This window comes from Paenibacillus violae, assembly GCF_032461945.1.
GTDB classification, from domain to species: domain Bacteria; phylum Bacillota; class Bacilli; order Paenibacillales; family NBRC-103111; genus Paenibacillus_E; species Paenibacillus_E violae.
Genome location: NZ_JAWCUD010000014.1, coordinates 139,937 through 162,473 on the forward strand (window position 1 = coordinate 139,937; position 22,537 = coordinate 162,473).

A 22,537-nucleotide genomic window follows, 5' to 3' on the forward strand; every position below is an offset into this window, starting at 1 on the left:
GGAGTTCTCTATTCGGAGAAAAACGAGAATTTTTCCATCTCAAAGGAACTACGGGGTTTTATTTGTCCTCCGTAGCCCTTTTTTCAGCTGAAACCAGCGAAATAGCGAACTGTAGTTCCCCTCCTCGTGAAAAACATGCCCTTTCAGAGAAATAAGGGACTCTAGTTCCCACCCTGGTTCAATCAATCGGCCTTACGGGGAATCGTTAACCGCACTCTCGTGCCTTTGCCTATTTCAGAGAAAATATCCAGTTTGCCTCCGATACTTTTTGCTCTTTCCTCCATGCTAAAAAGGCCGACGCCTTTAGAATTCCGCCCTCTTTCGAAGCCTTTTCCCTTATCCGAGATCTCCACTTCTACAGCCGATTCCTTCTCGTGTACAAGGACAATAGCCTCCGACACATCCGCGTATTTCGCTATGTTGGTAAGGGCCTCCTGAATAACCCTATAGATCGTAGTCTCCTCAAGGGCTCCTAGTCTCTTACGCAAATTGCTATCCAGTTTCACTCGAATGCCATAGTGATCCGTGTAGTTTTCGATATGCGTGCGAATCGCAGGAACAACACCAAGATCATCCAAGACGGAAGGCCGAATTTTCCACGCCAGACTTCGCACCTCTTCGATGATGGCCGAGACATTTTGCCGGAGATGCCCCATCTCAGATTCCGGTTCGTCTCCAATGAGTCGGTCCATCTGTATTAACAAAGAGAACAGACTTTGCCCAATGCCATCATGCAATTCTCGCGAGAATTTCCTGCGTTCCTCCTCTTGAATCTGCATAACCTGTGACATCATCAGCTGTAATTCTTCCTCTACCCGCTTCAATTGCGTTACTTCATTACGGATCGCTAAGTATTGATAAGCCCGACCTTGATCATCCACAAAAGGGACAATCGTCGTATCGACCCAATAGAAGGTGCCATCTTTGGCTCTATTCTTAATCTCACCGTGCCAGACCTTGCCTGCGGAAATCGTTTCCCATAAATCTGTCATGAACGTTTTATCATGATAACCGGAATTAATGATCCGATGGTCTTTCCCAAGGAGTTCGGACCTGGCGTATTGCGAGATTTTACAAAACTTATCATTGACATAAAGAATCTTGCCTTTGGCATCGGTGGCGGCAACGATGGAAGACTCGTCGAGAGCAAATTTCACATCAGATAGCTGCTTAAGGGATTGTTTCAAGTCCTGCAATAGCTCCGATTCAGGCATATGCTCCTTATTCAAAGTTCAACAGCCCCTTCTTAGCCGCGTACTTCACTAATTCCGGGCGTGTTTTTAACCCTAACTTTTCCATCACATTACTTTTATGCGATTCGACCGTCTTTACACTAATTACCAATTGCTCAGCAATTTCTTTATTGGAAAAACCTTTCGCAATGCGTGCCAAAACTTCTCTTTCACGCTCAGAGAGCGATTCATACGTGCCGGAATTCTCCCCGTTTTTCATTCGTTCCATATATTCGTTCATCAGCCTTTTGGTAGCCGTTGGATATAAGTAAGCATTTCCTGCCGCAACGGAACGAATGGCTGTCAATAATTCTTCATGAGGGGCGCTTTTCAAAATGTAACCGGACGCACCAACGTGTATGGCCCTGAACAAATACTCATCGTCATCATGCATCGTAAGAATTAAAATTGCCATGTCTGGAATTAATTGCTTTAATTTTTCAGTCGCAGTAAGTCCGTCCATACCTGGAGGCATGCTTAGATCCATTAACACGACATCCGGCGTAAGCATCTGGGCAGCCTGAATACCTTCTTCACCAGCGGCGGCTTCGCCGACCACTTCCATGTCATGCTTGCCGTTTAGCAGCATAACAAGCCCCGATCTTACGATAGCATGGTCATCCACAACCAGAATCTTTAGCATTCCCTTCCCCCTTTTAGCGGCTACTCCGCGGTTTAAGCTTCCTGTTCCCATCATAGCAAAAAAAGCCCCATCCAGAAATGCCATTCATTTTGAGGCTGCCTTCCAAGGTCCCTCTATATAGGTTGCTAACCTTTCGAGGTTTGCCAGAATTGCTTTTATTTCGTTTTCTTCGTAGCCACGATCCGTCCGTCTTCCGATAAAAAGTAGCCCCTTCATCCCAGTAGAAGGACTTGTTATGAGCGGGAATGCGGCAGCAGTCTGCAATTGCTCGGCAAGCATGACGGGGCATTCGCGCCTTTCTTGAACTGCTCTCGGATTGGCAGCGTCGAATTTAACCCATCTGCCTAGACGCAAGGCTGTGCCCGCCAGGCCTTCCCCCATTTTTATCACCATTTGCTGACAGCGATCATTCTTATTTCCCAATATGTACATCCAACGCCTACGCGCTGGTTGATCGACGAAAGGAGCCAACGCGATGAAATCGCTTGACGTCATATCTCGAAGTCGTGTTAAATCATCCATGATGTTCACTTGACCTGCTGCCATTTTACCACTTCCAATCTTTATGAATCCGAACGAAATCCTTTCTACTTCCATTGTAGGCGGTTCCATCCTTCTTGTCTGTCAGGGAAAACCCTGATTTCGGTATCAGGAAATGAGTTCATAAATCAGTGAAACTCCTGATAAACAAAAGTGTTAAAAAGGACTATGATTAAGATAGCCAAGAACCGTGGAGGAGCTGAACCACTATGATGAAATTTTTCTCTGAGACTAATTTGAATGGATTGAAAAACGCTATGCAGATGAAGCTGGCCAAAAAAGGTGAGTATCTGTTCTGGGAAGGTGAACCGGCAGACCGATTGTTCTACGTCTTCCAAGGCGGAGTTCGCATCACCAAAACGTCAGAAGCAGGCAAAAGCCTCATCCTGCATTTGTATCAAACGGGTGACTTATTCGGGCAAATAGACCCCTTTCAGAATTCGGTGCAAAACTTCAGTGCCGAAGTTACCGCTGACTGCAAAGTTGGGGTCATTATGCGCAAAGACCTTGAGGAACTTCTGCAGCAGCACAGTGATCTGGCTATTGAATTCATGAAATGGATGGGGCTCATGCACCGGATGACCGAAGCCAAATTTCGGGATTTAATGATGTATGGGAAGCCCGGGGCGCTTTGTTCTTTATTAATAAGACTTGGTAACTCCTATGGAGTACCTTCAGGCGAGCATACCTTGATCGATTATAAACTTAGCAACGCAGAAATGGCGGATATGATTGGTTCTACACGCGAAGGTGTCAACCGAATGTTAAGCGAAATGAGAAAAGAAGATGCGATTACCTATCGCAATGGTCAAATTGTTATTAAAAATGCAAACTATCTGCGAAATATTTGTCATTGTGAAAACTGTCCGTTAGAAATTTGCAGAATGTAATAGCCCCTATCTCCTCGTCACATTTCTCCTATGAAAAGAAGGATTCCAGATCCATTAGCACCCTATCCGTTAAAGGCAAAACAAACTGTTCTTCCATGGTGAGATGATCATTTAATATCAAGCACGCCTGCAAGAGGTACGAGGCCGTTTCGGTTAACTGCTTTTTATTGAAAATAGGCGTTATATCGACGACGGCCTCCTTGAACGATTGAAGAAATGAAACACCTAATTGATGATCTTTTTCCAGGACCCAAAAGGATGGCATGATCGTAGGCGCTTGCTGACTATGAAAGTAGTTGATCAGGAAAGGGTACAACTCCTGCTCTTCCCACGCGGCGTGCCACTCCAGTTCCTCCTCGAAATGTACTGCCTTAAGTCTTAAATCCTGAAGAATGTGCATGCCTTCCGCCGTATTATCTATCCAGCTCACTTCTTTGGCACTCGCTTCGAGACTCCGTAATTGTCTTCGCAATTGTTCATGTTCATCGGCCAAACGGTCCGTTGCATAAGCAAGTTTGGCCGGATTCGAAGAAGCGAGTCCGATATGGCGACTCTCCACATTAACCTCCATGCCTGATCCCTCCCAAGTTTTTTATACGAAAGCACCTGATCTTCTCTCCATTTATGAGTGGAAGAACAGGCGCTTTGCTGAATTCGTTCATTTGATTCTACCCTCATGTTATCTAAGCTTAAATGTTAGATGAAATCTGTTAACGATCTTATCGAACCATTTGTGCAAATACGGTAAGATCAAGTGATCTACCCCAAATTTCCCCGCGTTGGCACCAGCTGCCAAGACAATGAAACCAAGCAGCACTAACCAGGGATTCGTGCTAACTGTTCCTGCGAACATATACATGAAGTTCATGATTAATCCGAAGAAGACCGCTGTTGTTGTCAGAGCCCCCAACAGAAGCCCCAAACCGACCAATAATTCGCCCCAAGGAATGACTACATTAAAGATGCCAACGTGTGGAAGCGCGAAGTTTTTCAAGAAAGCTACAAAGTTGCCATAGACCAAATCCGTTGTACCTGTCTCAAGAACCGGCTTAGCAATGGCACCTTTCAAGTAGCCTGTAGCGTCAAATGCCTTTTCGCCGGTTATTTTGTGCCATCCGGCTACGATCCATGCCAACCCCACATACAACCGAACGAGTGTCAATAACATTGCTGCGTACTTATTCTCTCTGAGCCACTTCATCATCCGAACCATCTCCTTTTTCTTTTATGCTTTTATTGTAGCTTTCAGCAAAAGAGATGTATGTGATAAAAATCACACGCTTATCAATTTCAAAAGAAAAAGGCATGATCCCAGTTGATCACACCTCCTTCTCCATCCTATTTAATTTTCAACGGATTATTTTACCCCGGTATACACGAAAGCTCGAATAATATGTCTTTGTGCAAAAAAGAAAGCAATGAGAATTGGCGTTACCAGAATCATATTCCCGGCCATAAGCACGTTCCAATTCGCGACCCCTTCTTCTTCCCGGATCTTGGCAATCCCTAAAGGCAGCGTTCTCGCAACATCATCTGTCGTCATAACAAGCGGCCAGAAATAATCGTTCCAATGCGCAATAAAGCTGAACAAAGCAAAGGTCGCCAGCACCGGCTTCGCCATAGGCACCATTAATTTCACAATAATTTGCCACTCTTTGGCGCTATCAAGCCGCGCTGCTTCAATTAATTCTTCCTGCACTTGTTTAAACGATTGCCGCAAGAGGAAAATGCCGAAGGCGCTGGACGCAAAGGGAAGAATAAGCGCAAGATGCGTATTCAGGAGCTTCCAAGCACTCAACTGTAAATAAACCGGCAAGAAAATTAATTGAGATGGGATCATTAAGGTCACCATCACCATGCCGAACAAAATTCCCGACGCTTTAAACTTATAACGAGCAAAGGCATAAGCCGCTGGAATAATCGTAAGCATCTGCAAAACGAGAATACTGATCGAGATTATGATACTGTTCGAAATATAGTGTAAGAACGGGCCTGATCCCCACGCTTTGGCATAATTGCTCCAAATGAACTGTTTTGGAATCCAATTCGGCGGGAAAATCATCGTTTCCGGCAGCGTTTTAAGGGACGTAGAGAGCATCCATATGAAGGGCATTGCAAAAATGAGGACGAGCCCAATCATGCCAATCACGCTAATTGCACGGGTTACATATTGTAGTATTTTTGATGCAATTTCTTCTTTACTGTTTACATATAACAACGTACGATCCGCATCCATGATCTGTTCAGCTTTCAGTGGAATCACTTCCTTTTATTGATAATGTACGCGTTTGGACATCAGTTTAAAGTAGATGATGGTTAACACGCCGACAATGAACAGCAGGATGACTCCCGCCGCAGAGGCGTAACCAATTTTAAAGAACCGGAAACCGTATTCGTATATGTAATAAACAAGGGTATTCGTTGTGTTAACCGGTCCACCTTGCGTCATGATCGCGATCGTCTCAAAAACCTGAAAGGATCCAATCATATTAATGATCACCAGGAAAAAGATTGTAGGCGAAAGCATCGGAAGTATCAACTTGTAAAAAGTCGTCCAAGGCTTCGACCGATCCAGTGCTGCCGCTTCGTAGATGTCCTTCGGAATGCTTTGCAAACCGGCGATAAATACCAAGGTATTGTAGCCAAGCCCCTTCCAGACGGCGACGATAACTAACGAAATCAGCGATGTCTTTTGCGAGGAGAGCCAGGCGAGCTTAGCAAAGCCGAACAAACCGATAAACCAGTTTAATAAACCATATTGCGGGTCCATCACCCAAGCCCAAATCATGGAAATGGATACCCAAGAAACGATATGCGGACTGAAGATCGCTCCTTGCACAAAACTTTGAAACACACCCGTTTTATTCAGCCAAAGCGCTAAAATTAAGGAAAGTCCAATGATGAACGTAACCGTTAAAACGGTATAGATGGATGTGTTGTTTATTACTTGTATAAATTCTTTTTCCGTTAAGAGATCCGTAAAGTTCTGCATCCCGACATAGTTCTTGTTAGGGCTAATAAAATTCCAATCATACATACTCAGGTACATCATATAAAGAATCGGATAGATAAAAAACAACGAAAACACGGTAATGGCCGGAGCCACCATGGCATACGGACGCAGTTTTCCCCATATGGTCATATTAAACACCGCCGCCAGCAACAAGGATTTTCTCACGTTGTACATGTCTGGATATGTCGCGAATTCTTTGGCCCTGTAAGTCAAAATAGTAAAGCTGATCATAAGGAATCAATACGTTAATATGATCATTCGTTTCCAAAGCGGTAAGGAAGGTTTTTACGAAAAACGTCCCCATGTGTGAATCGATCTGATAAATATTTTCCGCTCCCAGGCTTTCTCTGGTAATAATTTCACCTTCCATGACAAACCCGTCTGTGCGATCTTTCGGAGACATGAGCACATGTTCAGCCCGGAAGCCGATATACCCGATCTCCGAAGCTGCCTCTACCTTTAACCCTTGTACATGGCCATAATCAAAAACATTCATCGCAGGGGTACCGATAAACTGCGCTGTGAAAACATTTACCGGATCATTATAAAGCTTTAAAGGCGAGTCCGACTGCTGAATAACTCCTTTATTCATAACAACGATCTCATCGCCCATCGACATTGCTTCCACTTGATCATGGGTAACATAAACAAATGTGCTGCCCAGCCTTTTATGAAGCTGAATCAACTCTGTTCTCATCTGGTTGCGCAGCTTAGCGTCCAGATTGGAGAGCGGCTCATCCAAAATAAATACTTTGGGCTTCTTGACCATCGCCCGGGCTAAGGCAACCCTCTGACGCTGTCCCCCGGACAAGTTTTGCGGCTTTTTGTCCAGATGAGGCGTTAACGCAACGATTTCACAGATATCGCGGATTAACGTTTCCCGCTCCATTTTGGGTACTTTTCTGTTCTTAAGCCCGAACTCGATATTTTCACGTACGGTCATGGTTGGGTATAACGCATAGTTTTGGAAAACCATGGCGACATCCCTAAGTCCAGGCTGTGTATCGTTTACACATTTGTCGCCAATCCATATTTGTCCTTCGGTCTGTTTTTCAAGTCCTGCAATCATGCGCAAGGTTGTTGATTTGCCGCAGCCGGATGGGCCGACAAGCACGGTAAATGACCCATCTTTGATCGTCAGATTCAGACCGCTGATAATCGTATCGTCTTTATACTTTTTGCCGATATTGACTAGTTGGATCTTTGCCATACGTTCATCTCCTTACCCTGATTACTTGCTCAACAATTTATTCGCTTTTTCCGCAGCCTCGTTCATGGCATCTTGCGGTTTGACATCTTTTTCAAGGATGGCTTTCGTCATAGCATCGATGATCGTTTTCGAAACTTCAGCGTAAGCATTTGCGTTCGGACGAAGGACAGCATATTGTAATTGATCGGAAGCTACTTTGTATTGCGGGAACTCTTTATAGTAGTTTTGCAGCTCTTCACTTTGCAAAGCAGATAGACGGTTAGGCAGGTAGCCTACATATTTATGCTGATAGATTGTGTTTTCTTTGGATGTCATGAACTTCACAAACTCCCAAGTTGCTTCTTTTTCAGCGTCATTCTGCTTGGACGTGATGGCCAATTGGCATCCGCCTGTTGGAACTCCATAAGATTTATTAGCAGGCATAAAGTCGGTTGCCATTACGAAGTTATTTCCTTTCGCAACCTCTAAGCTTGCTGAAACGCCTGCCGTAGATCCGATTTTAAAAGCGGAAATTTGGTTGGTCCAGTCTTTCTCCGCGTCAGCACCTGCCGTCTTTCCTACCGTAAATTTGATCAAGCCGTCATCGGACATCTTCTTCCAAAACTCTACAGGTGCAACGCCTTCAGGAGAGTTAAAAGTAGCTTTTTTCCCGTCCTCGCTTAGTACCTTACCACCGCTTTGAGCAACGAGCGCCTCATATTCCCAAACACCAACGGCCATCGTCATCGGAGTCTTCCCTTTTGCTTTCAGCACGCGGGAATATTCCTCTAATTCCTTCCAGTTTTTCGGACCGGCAGGGTCCAAACCGGCATCTTTTAGCATCGTGACATTTTTGTAAAAGATCGGGGTGCTTCTCATAAATGGAATCCCATACAGCTTGCCATCAATATACGCATTCCCCATAAGACCAGGGTTAAAATCCTTAATATTGACTTGCGCCTCATCCCTTGCTGCAAGAGGAGTCAAATCTACAAGCATGCCTGAGCGGGCGAAAATCCCGGTAGAGGCAATCTCGAGGTCAAAAACGGCAGGTGCGTTCCCAGCAGCGAATGCCGCTTGCACTTTCGCATGAAGATCATCATAGTTGCCTTGGTTGGCTTGCTGAACTTCAATTTTGTTCTGTGACTCATTAAACTTCTTCACAAGGTTTTGTTTGGCTTCTTCAATTTTCCCACCGTTAGCTGTCCAATATTTAATGACGATTTTGCCTTGTGGAGAGGAAGCCGTATTGGCAGAACCCGAAACAGCCTTGTCTCCCGCACCACCTGTTCCGCATGCTGAAAGCATGATGATTGAACTTACCGCAAGAATCGATACTAATTTTTTCTTAAACATTTGTAGTTCCTCCCAATTTTTTAGTATGAACCTAAAAAGAAAGAAGCCTAAATCAACCGCCGACTTCAAGTCGGCCGCTAATCAGGCTTCTCCACTACTCCAACCTACATCTATTTACTTGTCTGGCTTCATCATAATCGCCCAGTATTAAATGAGTGTTAAGTGGTTATTAATATTATGAAAATTATTCCATCAACCAATATTCCGAATGATGTTTTCTTCGGTCGCATAGATCTCTCGCCATAAATCTGTTTTGGAAGCAGATACTGCCGTTGCTCCGTGTTTAAATCCATCCATGACCTGGCTTCGTTCGTACACCAAACCGCCTGTAATAATGGGAAGAGTCGTGAACTTCTTGATTTCTCCGATCATCTGCGGAATTCGTGCCGGCATGACCTCAATGATGTCTGGCTCCACTTGAGCAAGACTTTTGAATATGTTCTCCACGCCTTCCGTATCGACTAGGAAAAAGCGTTGAATGGCAAGCAAGCCCATTTTTTTCGCTGTTTTTACAACATTCGTTTTCGTCGTAATAATGCCCGTTGGTTTAATCACTTTGGCCAAATAGTCCATACCATAAGCGTCGGTACTTAAGCCTCCTATTTTCTCCAAGTGCAGAAAGACAGGCAGCTGGTGCTTATTGAACAAATCTACATAGCCTTTAATGACGCCGATATGACCGGTTAAGAGGAATACACCGCTTAATTGGTGTTTAAGAGATAAGGCAATTTCGATTTGTTTTGGCTCCTTGATGGAAGCCACCATGCGGTGCGTGCTTAATCTTTCAAAAAACATTCCGCCTTCGTCATGCTTAAGCTTTTTCATCCATCAAGACCTCCCTTGATCAGGAACTATCGTTGTTCCGCTTCTATTCGCAAAGAGACGATGCACTCCCGTTCTGAATCTGTCCCGCGTGCGCTAGCATTATGTCTAAAATGTTTCATATTGTTGTATAACATCTCAACATTCCCTGTCAGGGCTGCATCCGTAAAATCAATAGCTGAAATACGAATTTCATCTTGTTCAACGTCCACAATCCGTAATCCATGCTGATCGAGACAAGCAGATAGTTGAACAAACGTCCAATTATTTTGCTTAACAATAGAATCAATGTGCGTATGCCCGTTAAAATAGATCCCTACGCCTTCTTTCTTGCTTAAGATCTTCCACATATCGATGCTTGGGTGAATGGAGCCTTTATCTTTATCGGAATTGGTTGTCGTGTTATGTACCGGATGATGAGCAAAAACTAAGACGGGTTTCGTCCCCGATGCCGTTATGACATCTTCAAACCATGTCAATTGCTGTTCGTCAACCGAGCCTCCCCAATCCTCAAAATCCATTTCTTTAGCTGTATCTAGGAAGACAAGCACGGCTTTCTCATTTTCTACAGCGTGATAGCGATGTTGTCCCGTTATTTCGAGTACTTCCCTTCTCGTTTGAGCATACAGATCATGGTTGCCCAAAGCGTGGTAGAACGTTCTATCACTTTCTCGCAGCAACGCATACACATCACGAAGCTCCGAGGAATGCCCGTAATTTGTCAAATCCCCCAGAGAAATATGAGCATCACCTTCCAATTCTAAAAATCGTCCCAGCAGAGTTTCATAGAATTCATTCCGTGCTTCTAACCAACCTGGAATTGTTTCATCAATTTCGTGATAATGCAAATCTCCCATTACAACTAGCTTCATAAGATCACTCCTTCTCTCACTAAAATTTGATGACACTCATAATCATGATAATTTGCTTGTATTAATTTGGTTTACCTTTTCATTTATAAATTTTGTAAATATGTAACCATAATTTTACCCTTGACAACAGAGTGCTTTGTAGTAATATTGAACGTAATCGAATAGGTTGATTTTTCTTATCAAGAGTAGGTGGAGGGACTAGCCCGATGATACCCGGCAACCGACAAACCTTTGATCACAAAGGAATGCACGGTGCTAATTCTTGCGGAAACGCTGTATTAGGTAAGCGAATCTGGGAGATAAGAGCGAGGCGATGACTTTGAATTCCTATGACCTTTCTCTGTTTCCAGAGAAGGTCATTTTTGCTTTTTCGAGCCATTACACTTGTTTAAGGATGTGACAAGATGTCAATCACAATGAATGAAAGAATTACGACTATGGAAACCGCCCAATTTTACCAGGATCGCCCTCCCCTTCAAATCGCTTTGCTGCATTCAACAGTCAAGATTACCCGAATAGAATGTTTTCGGTATGACCACGAGCTCATCGATGAGCTGCAACTTGCAAACGGAGTCGAACATATCTATGGACTTCTTGCTATCTCCACTAATGCGGGGGCTGTTGGCTTCAAGGAATTTGCAATCCCTTCTAGAAGCCTGAAGTGCGATTTGACTACGTGGGTTGCTCTTTTTCAGCGGATAAAAGGGCTGACTTTGACCGAAAGTATGAACTATACGCTGCTAAAACAAGAGGCGTGGGGACCCGTGAGAAAAGAATTGATGGAGTCCGCCTTACAGGATCTAATTGAACAAACGGAATCAGTCTCACAACCGCACAAGGGTCAAAAATATATCTTGGATCGGGCCTACTTATACAATCATGCTCAAGCGTATATCTCCTTTTAAACATAAATTGGCAATTAAAAAATACTTATGTTAGATTGCAGAACCATTGAAAGGAGTTCATCTTCTTGTCAGATACCGCCAAATCAAACAAAACCGGCCATCTATGGCTCATTACAGCTGTAGCTTTGGGGACGTTGCTCAACCCTTTGAACACGACCATGATTTCCGTCGCTTTTTCCAGGCTGCAGGAAGAGTTTCATGTCACGTATGCCTCGATTTCATGGCTTATTGCAACCTACTATGTCGCTAGTGCGGTCGCACAGCCTGTCATGGGGAAGGTCGGCGATTTATTCGGCCGTAAAAAAATCTTCATGCTCGGACTCGCCCTCATCACCGTTTCCTCCATGCTGGCGCCGCTTTCAACGAGCTTTGGCTGGCTGATGACGTTTCGTGTCATTCAAGCGATCGGCAGCTCCGCCCTATTCCCAAATGGCATGGGCATCATCCGCTCGGTCATTACGACGAATCAAGCGAGAGCGCTAAGTGTCATGTCGGTGTTCTCCTCCACCTCAGCGGCACTAGGTCCATCGCTCGGAGGATTTTTGATCCAATATAGCGACTGGCCGTCTATTTTTCTCATTAATTTTCCGTTTATCGTCGTGTCATTCGTACTCGCTCTCCGAATGATGCCTAAGGATACACCCCGGAAGCAGGCAGGTGCAGGTTCTTTGGACATAACTGGCATCGTCTTTTTTACCGCGCTGATCTTTAGCTGGCTGTTCTTTTTCCTATCGTTCAAATCCGGTGTCAACTGGCTGCTGCTCCTGCTTAGTCTAGTGCTCAGCGCAGGCTTTTACTGGTATGAATCCAAGCGAAAGCAGCCGTTTATCGATGTCCTGTTTCTTAAGCGGAATGTCGATGTTTGCTTCGTTTATTTGCAATTCATTTTAGTCAACATTGTGTTTTACTCAATTATGTTTGGTATCCCTTCGTATTTGCAGCAGGTGCGGCATTACAATGGGCAAGAAGTGGGATTAATCATGCTTTCCATTTCAGGCTTCGGCATCCTCGTTACCCCCCTTGTGGGCAGGTGGATTGACCGTTCCGGTTCGCGAACTCCACTGCTCGTCGGTACGTTATTCGTTGTGGCTGGAACCTCCCTGTTGTTAACGATTCACGATAGCTCCACTGCGGTTTGGATTTTTATCTGCTTATCTGTACTTGGCATCAGCAACGGGTTTCAGAATCTCGGGCTGCAAACCGCCCTGTATTCTTATGTTACAACAGCAGAGACCGGCATTGCCTCGGGCATGTTCATGACTTCGCGTTTTATGGGAACCATATTATCTTCGAGCTTGCTCGGAACAGTTTTTAGCACTCAAATCACAACCGCGCACTTTCACAGTTTGATTATCGGGTGCGTGATCATCAGCGTACTGATGCTTCTATTGTCCCTTCGCATGTTTCTTAGAGCGAGAAGCGGTACGGAACAAGTCCAGTCGCAGTAGCTTTGTCACAACATATGGAGGTGAGCGCGATGAATAACAGCAACAACCAAACGGTAACCCTGGGGATGGGGTGCTTCTGGAGTCCGGATGCTTTGTTCGGGCAGCTGGCCGGTATCACGAGAACACGTGTGGGTTTTGCTGGAGGAACGGTAGAGAACCCTACTTACCGGCAGCTTGGAGACCACTCCGAGACCGTCGAAATGGACTTTGATTCCAGCATCGTGAGTTTGGAAGCCATCCTGCATGTGTTCTGGAGCAACCATAATCCAGTAAATATAAATGATTACAAAGGCCGGCAGTACAGATCCATAGTGTTGTATCGCGACCCTAATCAGATGAGCGTAGTCAACAAAGTCATGGCGAACAGCGAGGAACAAGGAAAGGGCATGCCGGACACCGAGGTTGCTCCTTTTAAAGGCTTTTACCCAGCTGAGGACAGACATCAGAAATATTATTTGAAACGGTATCCCGATGCCATCGACAAGTTGAGAACTCTTTTTCCAACCGAGGAAGAACTGACCAACGCAACATTGGCAGCAAGATTAAACGGACTGGCGAAAGGGTACACGAATTTGGATAAAATCATCAACGAAATCCGGACATGGCTGATTAGCGGTGAGGAGCAAGAAGAGATCATTCGACTCATTAGAGGGATAAAATGGTAAGAGGACTGAAGGCAGCCGATCTGGTTAGATAGGCTGCCTTTTTCTTTTTAATTCGTATATGTATTTTTCACTCTTTTTGAGTTGATAAAATAGGGGATCCAGATTAAACAAGTAACGAATGATTTAACAATATTTCTGCCTTGTTCCCCCATTAGTTCGTAAGTCGCCATTTCTTCAATGGTGTTTGAAATAAAATAATAGCCAACATTCGCAGCAAAATTGATCAAGTAAAAATATATCGCCAAATATTTCAATCGTTTCTTTTTTTTCAATATGCAATAACCGATGATGACTGGAAAAATCACATAAAATAAATTCATGGCCGTCTCATAAATGATAATAAAAGCGTATTTCCAGTTTTCCTCATACAATTGGGACAAACGTCCATTTTGGTAAACAGGGAGTATCGTATCCATCAAATAGTAGAAGGAGCTCCCGAAAGTTAATAGGAGGCCTATCGCTACCAAATAAAGCCAGCCACCAAATCCATAAGGCTTCACTTTTTCCTCTGTGGGTGCCATGATTTCTGTCGTGTTATCCAGTTTTACGGCTAAGTCGTTTTCTATATTTGTCATTGAGTCACCTTTCAATCTTTTCCGTCTTACCTTTATACTCCCTAAAAAAATAAATTCTGTCAATCAATATGTGAGCGTGATAACATCTATTGCCACCGCCTCAATTGCCATCACCTCAAACCTCGTAATGGAACTGGAGTCCCTTATTTTATAGAAAATGAGTTGTTTCCTATTTAGGCAGAACTACAGGCTCTTATTTCTCTTCAAAAGACCGATTTCACAGCAAAATTGACAAAATAGAGGAACGTAGTTCCCCTAATAATGGAAATTGTGCATTTTCTTCGAAATAGCGCCCTCTAGTTCCCTGAATAACCCAAAGAACCGCAATTAATGAATTGCGATTCTTTATTTGCGTATAAGACCAGCCAACCCTACCGATTATAACCGTTGCCGATGCCCGGGAAAGGTGATGGCCGCGCCACATATCCCGTATAAGAAGCTTGCGGATGCGGCTCCGCTTGCGGTGGGTAAGTATCAGGCCGCGCCTGACGTTGATGCGAGCAATCGACAGGTGGCCCTATTGTGACTGTGCTCTTGATTGGAGCTAACGCCTGCGTGATCTGCGCTTGATCCAAACAGTACGTATGAGCGAGCATGTTTCTCGGCGCCAGTCTGAGGAAGTCGGAGACCGCGATGAATTCCGGTACCGGCGCATCGAAGATCGCGAGCAGATGCGTATCGTCTTCGGTAGCCATTTCCCAGTGAAACCACCCTTGAGGAATATTAGCTACTTGACCGGGAGTAATGTTGAAGTTAAGCACCATTTTGGTGAAAGGATTCAAGATGGAGACGACCGCTGCGCCCCGAATGCAATAGACTAGTTCAGATGCGTTCTGATGAACATGCGGCTCGACCACATTCCCTATGGATAAATAGATGTCGAGCAGTGAGACGTTGCCCAGCGTATTCAACTGCTGAATACCCAACGTATTAATGAAGTTATTCGCATCCTTGGTGAATGTACGATTGTTCTTCAGATCGTAGAAATATTGGACGTTTGGAGAAGTGAAATCCATATAGGATACAGCCATACGCTCAGCCTCCCGATTGTATTATCATCTTTACTAAACGTATTCCACTTCAGCTATACCCATGACAAATGCCCTTCCTCGCAGAGCAAATTTCACTCCACAAGGCCCATCCATCCGCAAAAATAACATCAAACCCGGCTTGTTCGCATGCTTTTCCAATTTTTGAATACATTTAAATATTCGATAAACAGGAGGACACAAGTCATGTCACAACATGGGCATTCGTTCATGAGAGGTACGCTCGTATTGTCTGTCGCCGCTTTCATCAACCGTATTCTCGGTTTTATCAGCGGTATGTATATCGCGCGCGTACTGGGCGCAGAGGGAATCGGCATCTTGATGATGGCCCATCCGCTCGTCCCACTCGTCATTACGATTACGGAGTTGGGATTGCCGGTAGCCATTTCGAAGTTGGTCGCAGAGGCCTCCGCCCGCGGCGAACGAATGAAAGTAAGACGCATTCTGCATGTCTCACTTGCTGTCACAGGCTTCTTGAGCGTAGCGCTCACGACCATAACGCTGCTTGGATCTGAATGGATCGCTTCCATTCTCCTAAGCGACCAACGTGCTTATTACGCAATGCTCGCCATTACGCCGATCGCGCCGATTGTAGCCGTCTCCGCCGTATTAAAGGGATATTTCCGCGGCATGCAGCGGATGAAAACTATTGCAGCCTCCGATGTGCTGGAGCATACGGTTCAAATCGCCTGCGTGCTAGCGCTGGTCCACCTGCTGCTGCCTTACGGCGTCGCTTATGCCGCCGCAGGAGCAATGGCTGCCTCTGTCATCAGCGAAGCGGTCAGTCTCCTCTTCCTCGTGACAAGCTACAAGCTGTTCGGCGAATCCAGGATGTCGGGCGAAACTTGGGCAAACCACTTGAAACAAGGAAGAAGCACACTCGGCGAGCTGCTTCAGATCGGACTGCCAACCACTGGTCACGGCATTATTCACTCGTTGTACAGCACCTTCCAGCCGCTTCTTATCACAACGAGCCTAGCGCTCGCCGGCGTCGGTACGGCACTTGCCACCAAGCAATTTGGCATGCTGGCCGGCTATGCGTTTCCGCTGCTGTTCATGCCAAGCTTTATCACGCAATCCTTGTCGACCGCGCTCATTCCTGCGATTGGCGAGGCAGCGGCGAACAAGAACAGTCTACTTATCCATGAGCGAATGAACCAGGCTTTGAACTTGGGGCTTTTGATCGGCGCACCGGCAACCGTGATCCTGTACGAGTGGGCGACTCCGCTAACGACACTTGTCTACCATGCACCTGAAGCAGGATTGCTCCTGAAAATACTGGCGCCAATGTTTTTCCTGCATTATTTCGATGCCCCGCTTCATGCGATTCTGCTCGGACTCGGCCGCGCACAAGCAACGCTGTGGAATTATGTAATAGCCACCGCAATCAAGGCTGTCACGATCTACGTTTTAGGCAGCCAATTGGGCATTATCGGTGTAGCTTATGGCATCGGTATCGGTATTGTGATGCAGACGGTGTTGAACTTCTTTTCCATCTCCAACTCCATCGGGTTCTATTGGAACATTAGGCCCTATGTCAAAGTTGGGATCAGTATGATGATGATGGCGATATCCGGACACTGGATCTATCAATATGTGATGAGTCATGGCATGCCGCAGATTTGGTGCGTAACTACTTCTATCGTCTGTTCCTTGCTTCTCTATTTCGCGGCACTCGTCTTCACAGGTACGTTGAATTGGAAAAGTACGCGCCACAGGTTTTCTATTCCTTGGTAAACGCACATAGAAACCCTCAGCGGATGCTGAGGGTCTCCATTTTATTAACTTTGATAGTTAGTTGCAGTGTTTTTATCACCAACTTTAACAGTAACATCCTTCGTTTCCCCGTCGCGAGAAATGGTTACCTTCAGTTCATCGCCTACAGACGCGGCTTGCACTGCTTTGGTAATGTCCTCTGTGCTTGATGATGCTTTACCATTTACACTCAAAATAACGTCGTACTGTCGAATACCTGCCTCAAATGCAGGCGTACCATGCTCTACTTCGGCTACAACGGCACCTTTTGTGCTGTTGATTTTCAAATCTGACAGCATATCATCCGTAATATTTTGCAGTGCTACTCCGATGTAAGGTGCTGGCTCTTTGGGGATCGTTTCGTTATTTTTCAGCTTATCCACAACTGAACTGAATGTGCTTGAGGGAATTGCAAAACCGATGCCTTGCGCTTCAGAGTTAACTGCCGTATTAATACCGATAACTTCCCCATTCAAATTTAAAAGCGGACCGCCAGAGTTCCCTGGATTGATCGCTGTATCCGTTTGTAGTAAATGCTTGTAGTTTCTAGTTTTTTGGGTATCATCAATGCTAATCTCACGCTCTTTGGCGCTTAGAACACCTGTCGTTACAGAGTAATCAAAGTCATACGGATTGCCAATCGCAACTAGCCAATCGCCTACTTCCGTATTGTCGGAGCTGCCTATTTTCAATGCAGGAAAGGCTTTGTCTCCTTGAATTTGAAGCACTGCCAAGTCTAGATCATAACTGCTTCCTAGAAGTTTTGCCGTAAAAATGCGTATCGTAGCCTTGCACGTAGACGCTAATTTCGTCCGCGCCGTCAATAACATGCTCGTTAGTTAAAATATACCCGCTCGAGTCAAAAATAAAGCCCGATCCAATCCCATTTTCAATGGTATCACCACTTTGAGTGCCCTGTTGGAATGGGTTTCTTCTATTTTGTCCCGTATTCGTTTGTTTTACTTTCGTCTCAATTTTGACAATAGCTGGACTCGCGGATTTTGCAATGGCTGATACGCTATTCGTCCCTGTTGGCGATAATGACGCCGTCTGGACATTGGCGGCTGCCGAATTAGCGGCTGCAGCGACGCTTGATGGTGTGGACACAGCCTCATATCCAAACAAATTCAGCTTATCCGATGTGAACATCAATCCGCCAATAACGACCGCACCGGCCATAAAAGCTGCAAACATGGATTTAAATTTGGGATTCCCCGATTTGTTTTCAACCTTTATACCCGTAACTTCGATCATATCTTTCATAGTATCGTTCATCTCATTCATATCTTTCATATTATCTTTCATATCTTCATTCATGTGATTACCACCTTTCGAGTGCTGGTTGATAGAATTAATGTTGATAGTTGAAGTATAGGACGCGAACCTGAAATAAGACTTAAGTTGGGCTGATAGGCATATGAAAGTTAACTGAAAATATCCTGAAAGGTGCAAAGGCTGTCCTCTCCGATAATTTCAAGCATTAGCTCCTGCTCTTTAGATAACAATACCGTTATTAACCTTCTGGGCAACCCCACGGGAAAAAGGAACTTACATGTACATCTCGAATATCTACTGTAATCAGATAGCAAAAAAATGATGATAGACAGGAGTTAGATACGATGATCAAAGGTTTCGGAGGCATTTTTTGGAGAACTAAAAATCTCGAGGTAATAAAAAAATGGTACAATGATGTACTTAAGATTGAAATCGGAGATTGGAACGGGACGATCATACAACCTCAATCCGGCAATGAAACGATCTTTTCTTTGTTTACCGAGGATAACAGCTATTTTCCACTAGAACAGCAAGTCATGTTAAACTTCCAAGTCTATGATTTGGACGAAGTGATTCAGCATCTTGAACAAATCGGTGTACCTCTAGCCAAGAACAAAGAGGTCGGTGACTATGGCAAGTTTGCTTGGATCGAAGATCCGGAAGGTCGACTGATCGAGCTATGGGAGAAATAAAGTCGGCAACGCAAAAAAACCTCTAGACTGCACTGTTAAGTGCTTCTAGAGGTTTTTTGGGTTAATGATCGTTAAGCGACTCCGCGTGATCCTCTTCTTACGAGAAAGAAGTAAGCGAACATTGCAGCGGCGCTCGTCAACAAAATAATGACGCCTAGCGGCACAGCGGTATTTTCACCCGCGATACCCACCAACGGGGAGACAACAGCCCCGAGCAAAAAGGGGATGACACCAAGCAATGCAGCAGCGCTGCCCGCATTCTGACTTTGGCTCTCCATAGCAAGTGGGAAAGCTGCCGTTGACGTAATACCGATTGCCGCCACGAAGAAAAACAACGGAATCACCAAGGCGAAAAGCGGTCCATGAACAATGGCTACCACTAAGACTGTTATGCTGGCAAAAAAGGCCAGCCACAGCCCAAACAACAGAAAAGCTTGTTCGGAGACGCGATGCGACATCCGCCCCACCACTTGGGAGCCGATGATTAAGCTAATGCCGTTCGATCCGAACAAAAGAGCGAATACCGTCGGCGAAGCGCCGTAAATATTTTGATAGATAAAAGGCGTACCCGACACGTAGGCGAACACACCCGCGATCATAATGCCCTGTGCCAGCATGTAGCCGACAAACTGGCGATCCCGCAGGAGCGATCCGTAGTTCTTTAACTGTTCCATAAAATTGCTAGGCCTGCGGCGATCGGATGGCAAAGTCTCTTGTAGTTTCCATTTTGTCATCGTCAATAGGTACAATCCTAATATCGCGAGTGCGATAAATACGCCGATCCACGTCGTGAAAGATAAAATTCCACTGCCCGTAACCGGTGCTACTAGAGGACCTAAATTACCAACAAGCAGCAACAGGGAGAAAAACTTGGTGAGTTCGTGACCACTGTACAGATCGCGCGCGATTGCCCGGGAAATAACAATACCCGCGGACGCGGAGAAGCCCTGCACGAAACGGAATGCAATCAATACGCCAATATTAGGCGAGAACGCACAAGCCAATGAAGCGACGACGTAAAAGGCCATAGAAATAAGCAGCGGGTTGCGTCTGCCATAGACATCACTCAGAGAACCCATCACGAGTTGGCCGATACCCAGACCGAGTAAACAAGCGGTCAAACTGAGTTGTACAAGTGAAGCTGTTGTACCGAATTGCTTCACAATTTCCGGGAACGCGGGTAAGTACATATCAATAGTAAAAGGCCCGAGTGTTGAAAATAAACCGAGCAGCAATGCTAATCTAAACGCATGCTGATTGTTCTTGCTGGTCATAATAAAAATGATCTCCTATTCTTCTATCCATATCCAAGTCTCATATAATGAACCTGATGTTCATCCTAACACAAATCTACAAATTCCGACAATGATATTTAACACCTTACATATTTGCGTTTGAAACCGATTCTCCCTTTTTCCACTTCCTTTTGAATACGATCGGCAGCGTTCAGGCTCTTATTGCGTTGGACATCAACCGGACCAACAGCCTTTGCGGTCTCAACAGCCATAGCATGAAGCGGCAAGTACGATACTCCTACTGTGTAGATGAAATTATTCATCGCATATTTCGTTCGTTCGGGCGCATCATGAATCGTATTTTTTACCCTTTCGAGCATTTCGGCAAGTTTACTTTCATCAAATTCGCTGTCCCGTCGGTTACCCAAGAGCCAGCAGTAACAACTCCAGCCTGCCGACATTTTCAACTCTTCACCGCTAAGGATCCATTTATCGGCAACCTGCTGGGCGATTTCTGTTTCTGCCAAAGTTACAGCAACCACATAATCAGAAAGCATATAAAAATAAGCCCCATCTATCCAACGGTCAAAATCCACTTCCGTCATTGCCTTTGGATCAGCAATAACGCCGGCAAAATACATCGCGTCGTAGTTGCCAGTATTGTAAAGCTCCTCAGCCAAAGGTTGATTGAGCTTAATTTTCTTGGCAATGGGCTTCATTTCACCGGTAGCTACACCAAATAGTGGCTCGTGCGCACCGTTGGAGACGTAAATTTTCTTGGTTCGTTCCTTACCTAGAACTTCAAGTTCTTGCATGACCGTTTCTACGTTCATAGATGAACACTTCCTTTTTTATTTCATCGGATAAATACTCATATCCTAGTTCACCGAAATGAAGACCATCGTTTCTTTGGCCTTTTAATAGTTCGGATAGATGGTGAAACCCCATCATTTTTGAGAAAAAGTCGATAAACTGACTTCCCGTTGCTTCACTCACTTCTCTAACGGCCTCGGCGTATTCCTTAAGCACGAGATTTGTTCGAGCATGCTGCAACTTCTCATCTACGGGTGCGGGGCTAATAAGGATGACTTTGGCAGGAGAAAGAATAGTAACAATGTCAGTCAAATTCCTCTTATAATCTAGCAATTGAACCCTCTTATGATGTGCAGCATCATTTGCGCCGAATAGTACCGTTACGAGATCCGGGTTATGAGGTAAAACATCGCTTTGAATTCTCTCAATTGCATCAAATGTATTATTGCCAGGCACGCCGGCGTTCATGATTTCCCATTCTTCGCCAAGTTTAGAGGCGAGTTTGATGGTTAATAGCGGGCGGGCGTAACCTTCAGTCCTTGAAGTTATACTGTCTCCAAAACAGACCAGTTTCATGAATTTGCTCCCTTTTAACTCCTTGTGGCAGGAAGGACCCAGTTCTCTTTCATATAAAAAGGTCTAACAGTTTGATATATTCACTTTAACACAAAACCAATCACATTCGTAAATCCCCAAAACATATAAAAAGGACACCCCCAAGGGTATCCTTTGTTGAACTTTGTTGTCATCTGCACTCATCGATCACACCATGATAACATCCATTCCGCTGTCGCGGAATTGGCGAACCACATTTTCCGATACATTGCTGCCTGTAATCAGTGTATTAATGGATGTGCAAGGAGCTACGGTATGCAGCGATACCTTACCTATTTTGCTATCATCCGCTACGACGATTATCTTTTCAGCCGCATTTATCATGCCTTTTTTGGTGGGAACCAGTTGAGCCTCCGGATGCATGAGACCGTACTTGGGATGAATAACAGGAATCCCGATAAAAGCTTTCTGAACATGGAGTGAACCTAGAACATGATCCGTGAACATTCCGTTTAACATGTAGCTGGAAGGATAAAGATCTCCACCAGTTACAATGACTTTGATGCCTGGCGCATCACGCAGCTCTGTAGCAATATTCATGTCATTGGTGACTACTGTAATGTTTGATCGTTGAACCAAGTTTTTGGCAATATGCAGCGTTGTAGTTCCGGAGTCAATAATGATGTGTTCCCCGTCTTCCACCATGCTAGCGGCCATCTTGCCAATCCTGTCCTTCTGATCGAACTGTTGGACAACTCGTTCATTAAACGAAGGCTCATTATTCGTCCATTGGTCGATTGTCACCCCACCGTGTGTCCTCTTCGCAAGTCCCTTTTGTTCAATTTCCTCCAGGTCCCTCCGAATGGTAGCTTCATGAACGTTGAATTCCTGGGCTAATTCGGCGATTGTTGCCACACGATGTATTTTTACATATTCAACTATCCTAAATTTTCGTTCTGCCGCTAACACGAAGCACCCCTCTTATGTGCAAACTTTGCTAATATTATGCTCAG

26 protein-coding genes and 1 riboswitch are annotated in these 22,537 nt (G+C 45.0%); of the genes, 6 read left to right on the forward strand and 20 right to left on the reverse strand.

What is annotated here, in order from left to right; all coding sequences use genetic code 11:
* Window positions 1–182: 182 nt before the first annotated feature.
* From RQP52_RS31060 to RQP52_RS31070, 3 genes are all read right to left on the reverse strand, one after another.
* Window positions 183–1,214: a PAS domain-containing sensor histidine kinase gene (locus RQP52_RS31060; RefSeq protein ID WP_315955502.1), complete on the reverse strand. Its 1,032-nt coding sequence runs from the start codon at window positions 1,212–1,214 to the stop codon at window positions 183–185.
* 7 nt (window positions 1,215–1,221) lie between these two features.
* Entirely contained in the window at window positions 1,222–1,875 is a 654-nt protein-coding gene (locus tag RQP52_RS31065; protein WP_315955426.1) for a response regulator transcription factor, read from the reverse strand.
* Window positions 1,876–1,959: 84 nt separating this feature from the next.
* On the reverse strand, window positions 1,960–2,472 hold the full coding sequence (locus RQP52_RS31070) for a GAF domain-containing protein (RefSeq protein ID WP_315955427.1): 513 nt from the start codon (window positions 2,470–2,472) through the stop codon (window positions 1,960–1,962).
* Window positions 2,473–2,624: 152 nt separating this feature from the next.
* Between RQP52_RS31070 and RQP52_RS31075 the strand changes: the two genes are divergently transcribed.
* Window positions 2,625–3,305 (forward strand): Crp/Fnr family transcriptional regulator, encoded by a 681-nt coding sequence (locus RQP52_RS31075; RefSeq protein WP_379173453.1) that lies wholly within the window; start codon window positions 2,625–2,627, stop codon window positions 3,303–3,305.
* A gap of 28 nt (window positions 3,306–3,333) precedes the next feature.
* On the opposite strand, the gene RQP52_RS31080 is transcribed toward RQP52_RS31075, so the two are convergent.
* The 9 genes from RQP52_RS31080 to RQP52_RS31120 form a co-directional block, all read right to left on the reverse strand.
* On the reverse strand, window positions 3,334–3,876 hold the full coding sequence (locus RQP52_RS31080; protein WP_315955428.1) for a hemerythrin domain-containing protein: 543 nt from the start codon (window positions 3,874–3,876) through the stop codon (window positions 3,334–3,336).
* Between the two features lie 108 nt (window positions 3,877–3,984).
* Window positions 3,985–4,509, reverse strand: coding sequence for a DoxX family membrane protein (locus tag RQP52_RS31085; protein ID WP_315955429.1), 525 nt, complete (start codon window positions 4,507–4,509; stop codon window positions 3,985–3,987).
* The gene (locus RQP52_RS31090) at window positions 4,484–4,612 is read right to left on the reverse strand and encodes a hypothetical protein (protein ID WP_315955430.1); all 129 of its coding nucleotides are present in this window, start codon (window positions 4,610–4,612) and stop codon (window positions 4,484–4,486) included. Before RQP52_RS31090 ends, RQP52_RS31085 begins: the two co-directional genes overlap by 26 nt.
* A gap of 50 nt (window positions 4,613–4,662) precedes the next feature.
* Entirely contained in the window at window positions 4,663–5,445 is a 783-nt protein-coding gene (locus RQP52_RS31095) for a carbohydrate ABC transporter permease (protein ID WP_315955504.1), read from the reverse strand.
* Window positions 5,446–5,574: 129 nt separating this feature from the next.
* On the reverse strand, window positions 5,575–6,483 hold the full coding sequence (locus RQP52_RS31100; RefSeq protein WP_315955431.1) for a carbohydrate ABC transporter permease: 909 nt from the start codon (window positions 6,481–6,483) through the stop codon (window positions 5,575–5,577).
* Window positions 6,449–7,528 carry an ABC transporter ATP-binding protein gene (locus tag RQP52_RS31105; RefSeq protein WP_315955432.1) on the reverse strand — a complete coding sequence of 360 codons (1,080 nt, stop codon included), beginning with the start codon at window positions 7,526–7,528 and terminating at the stop codon, window positions 6,449–6,451. Before RQP52_RS31105 ends, RQP52_RS31100 begins: the two co-directional genes overlap by 35 nt.
* A 21-nt stretch (window positions 7,529–7,549) precedes the next feature.
* On the reverse strand, window positions 7,550–8,863 hold the full coding sequence (locus tag RQP52_RS31110) for an ABC transporter substrate-binding protein (RefSeq protein WP_315955433.1): 1,314 nt from the start codon (window positions 8,861–8,863) through the stop codon (window positions 7,550–7,552).
* 192 nt (window positions 8,864–9,055) lie between these two features.
* Window positions 9,056–9,688: a glycerol-3-phosphate responsive antiterminator gene (locus RQP52_RS31115; RefSeq protein ID WP_315955434.1), complete on the reverse strand. Its 633-nt coding sequence runs from the start codon at window positions 9,686–9,688 to the stop codon at window positions 9,056–9,058.
* Between the two features lie 26 nt (window positions 9,689–9,714).
* Window positions 9,715–10,557: a metallophosphoesterase family protein gene (locus tag RQP52_RS31120; protein WP_315955435.1), complete on the reverse strand. Its 843-nt coding sequence runs from the start codon at window positions 10,555–10,557 to the stop codon at window positions 9,715–9,717.
* A 173-nt stretch (window positions 10,558–10,730) separates the two neighbouring features.
* A riboswitch (SAM riboswitch) is annotated at window positions 10,731–10,863 on the forward strand.
* Between the two features lie 98 nt (window positions 10,864–10,961).
* Here RQP52_RS31120 and RQP52_RS31125 point away from each other — a divergent pair.
* From RQP52_RS31125 to RQP52_RS31135, 3 genes are all read left to right on the forward strand, one after another.
* Window positions 10,962–11,462, forward strand: a complete 501-nt coding sequence (locus RQP52_RS31125; protein WP_315955436.1) for a hypothetical protein — start codon at window positions 10,962–10,964, stop codon at window positions 11,460–11,462.
* Window positions 11,463–11,527: 65 nt separating this feature from the next.
* Window positions 11,528–12,910 carry an MFS transporter gene (locus tag RQP52_RS31130; RefSeq protein ID WP_315955437.1) on the forward strand — a complete coding sequence of 461 codons (1,383 nt, stop codon included), beginning with the start codon at window positions 11,528–11,530 and terminating at the stop codon, window positions 12,908–12,910.
* A 29-nt stretch (window positions 12,911–12,939) separates the two neighbouring features.
* Window positions 12,940–13,575, forward strand: coding sequence for a peptide-methionine (S)-S-oxide reductase MsrA (locus RQP52_RS31135; protein WP_315955438.1), 636 nt, complete (start codon window positions 12,940–12,942; stop codon window positions 13,573–13,575).
* A gap of 47 nt (window positions 13,576–13,622) precedes the next feature.
* Here RQP52_RS31135 and RQP52_RS31140 read toward each other — a convergent pair whose 3' ends face one another.
* Window positions 13,623–14,150, reverse strand: a complete 528-nt coding sequence (locus RQP52_RS31140; RefSeq protein ID WP_315955439.1) for a DUF2569 domain-containing protein — start codon at window positions 14,148–14,150, stop codon at window positions 13,623–13,625.
* Window positions 14,151–14,521: 371 nt separating this feature from the next.
* On the reverse strand, window positions 14,522–15,181 hold the full coding sequence (locus tag RQP52_RS31145) for a cupin domain-containing protein (protein WP_315955440.1): 660 nt from the start codon (window positions 15,179–15,181) through the stop codon (window positions 14,522–14,524).
* A 204-nt stretch (window positions 15,182–15,385) separates the two neighbouring features.
* On the opposite strand from RQP52_RS31145, the gene spoVB reads away from it, so the two are divergent.
* A complete protein-coding gene (spoVB, locus tag RQP52_RS31150; RefSeq protein WP_315955441.1) occupies window positions 15,386–16,936 on the forward strand; it encodes a stage V sporulation protein B in 1,551 nt (516 codons plus the stop codon).
* 44 nt (window positions 16,937–16,980) lie between these two features.
* On the opposite strand, the gene RQP52_RS31155 is transcribed toward spoVB, so the two are convergent.
* Together RQP52_RS31155 and RQP52_RS31160 are read right to left on the reverse strand one after the other, a co-directional pair.
* The gene (locus tag RQP52_RS31155) at window positions 16,981–17,682 is read right to left on the reverse strand and encodes a S1C family serine protease (RefSeq protein WP_394358181.1); all 702 of its coding nucleotides are present in this window, start codon (window positions 17,680–17,682) and stop codon (window positions 16,981–16,983) included.
* A gap of 13 nt (window positions 17,683–17,695) precedes the next feature.
* Window positions 17,696–18,271, reverse strand: coding sequence for a hypothetical protein (locus RQP52_RS31160; protein WP_315955443.1), 576 nt, complete (start codon window positions 18,269–18,271; stop codon window positions 17,696–17,698).
* A 302-nt stretch (window positions 18,272–18,573) separates the two neighbouring features.
* Here RQP52_RS31160 and RQP52_RS31165 point away from each other — a divergent pair, with 302 nt between their 5' ends.
* A complete protein-coding gene (locus RQP52_RS31165) occupies window positions 18,574–18,921 on the forward strand; it encodes a VOC family protein (RefSeq protein WP_315955444.1) in 348 nt (115 codons plus the stop codon).
* A 71-nt stretch (window positions 18,922–18,992) separates the two neighbouring features.
* Here the strand turns inward: RQP52_RS31165 and RQP52_RS31170 are convergent, their stop codons facing one another.
* The 4 genes from RQP52_RS31170 to RQP52_RS31185 all read right to left on the reverse strand — a co-directional run bounded on the left by RQP52_RS31170 (window position 18,993) and on the right by RQP52_RS31185 (window position 22,493).
* On the reverse strand, window positions 18,993–20,195 hold the full coding sequence (locus RQP52_RS31170) for a multidrug effflux MFS transporter (protein WP_315955445.1): 1,203 nt from the start codon (window positions 20,193–20,195) through the stop codon (window positions 18,993–18,995).
* A 98-nt stretch (window positions 20,196–20,293) separates the two neighbouring features.
* A complete protein-coding gene (locus RQP52_RS31175; RefSeq protein WP_315955446.1) occupies window positions 20,294–20,989 on the reverse strand; it encodes a DNA alkylation repair protein in 696 nt (231 codons plus the stop codon).
* A complete protein-coding gene (locus tag RQP52_RS31180; protein WP_315955447.1) occupies window positions 20,958–21,545 on the reverse strand; it encodes a GDSL-type esterase/lipase family protein in 588 nt (195 codons plus the stop codon). The genes RQP52_RS31175 and RQP52_RS31180 overlap by 32 nt, the downstream gene beginning before the upstream one ends.
* A 186-nt stretch (window positions 21,546–21,731) precedes the next feature.
* Entirely contained in the window at window positions 21,732–22,493 is a 762-nt protein-coding gene (locus RQP52_RS31185; protein WP_315955448.1) for a DeoR/GlpR family DNA-binding transcription regulator, read from the reverse strand.
* Between the last annotated feature and the right edge of the window lie 44 nt (window positions 22,494–22,537).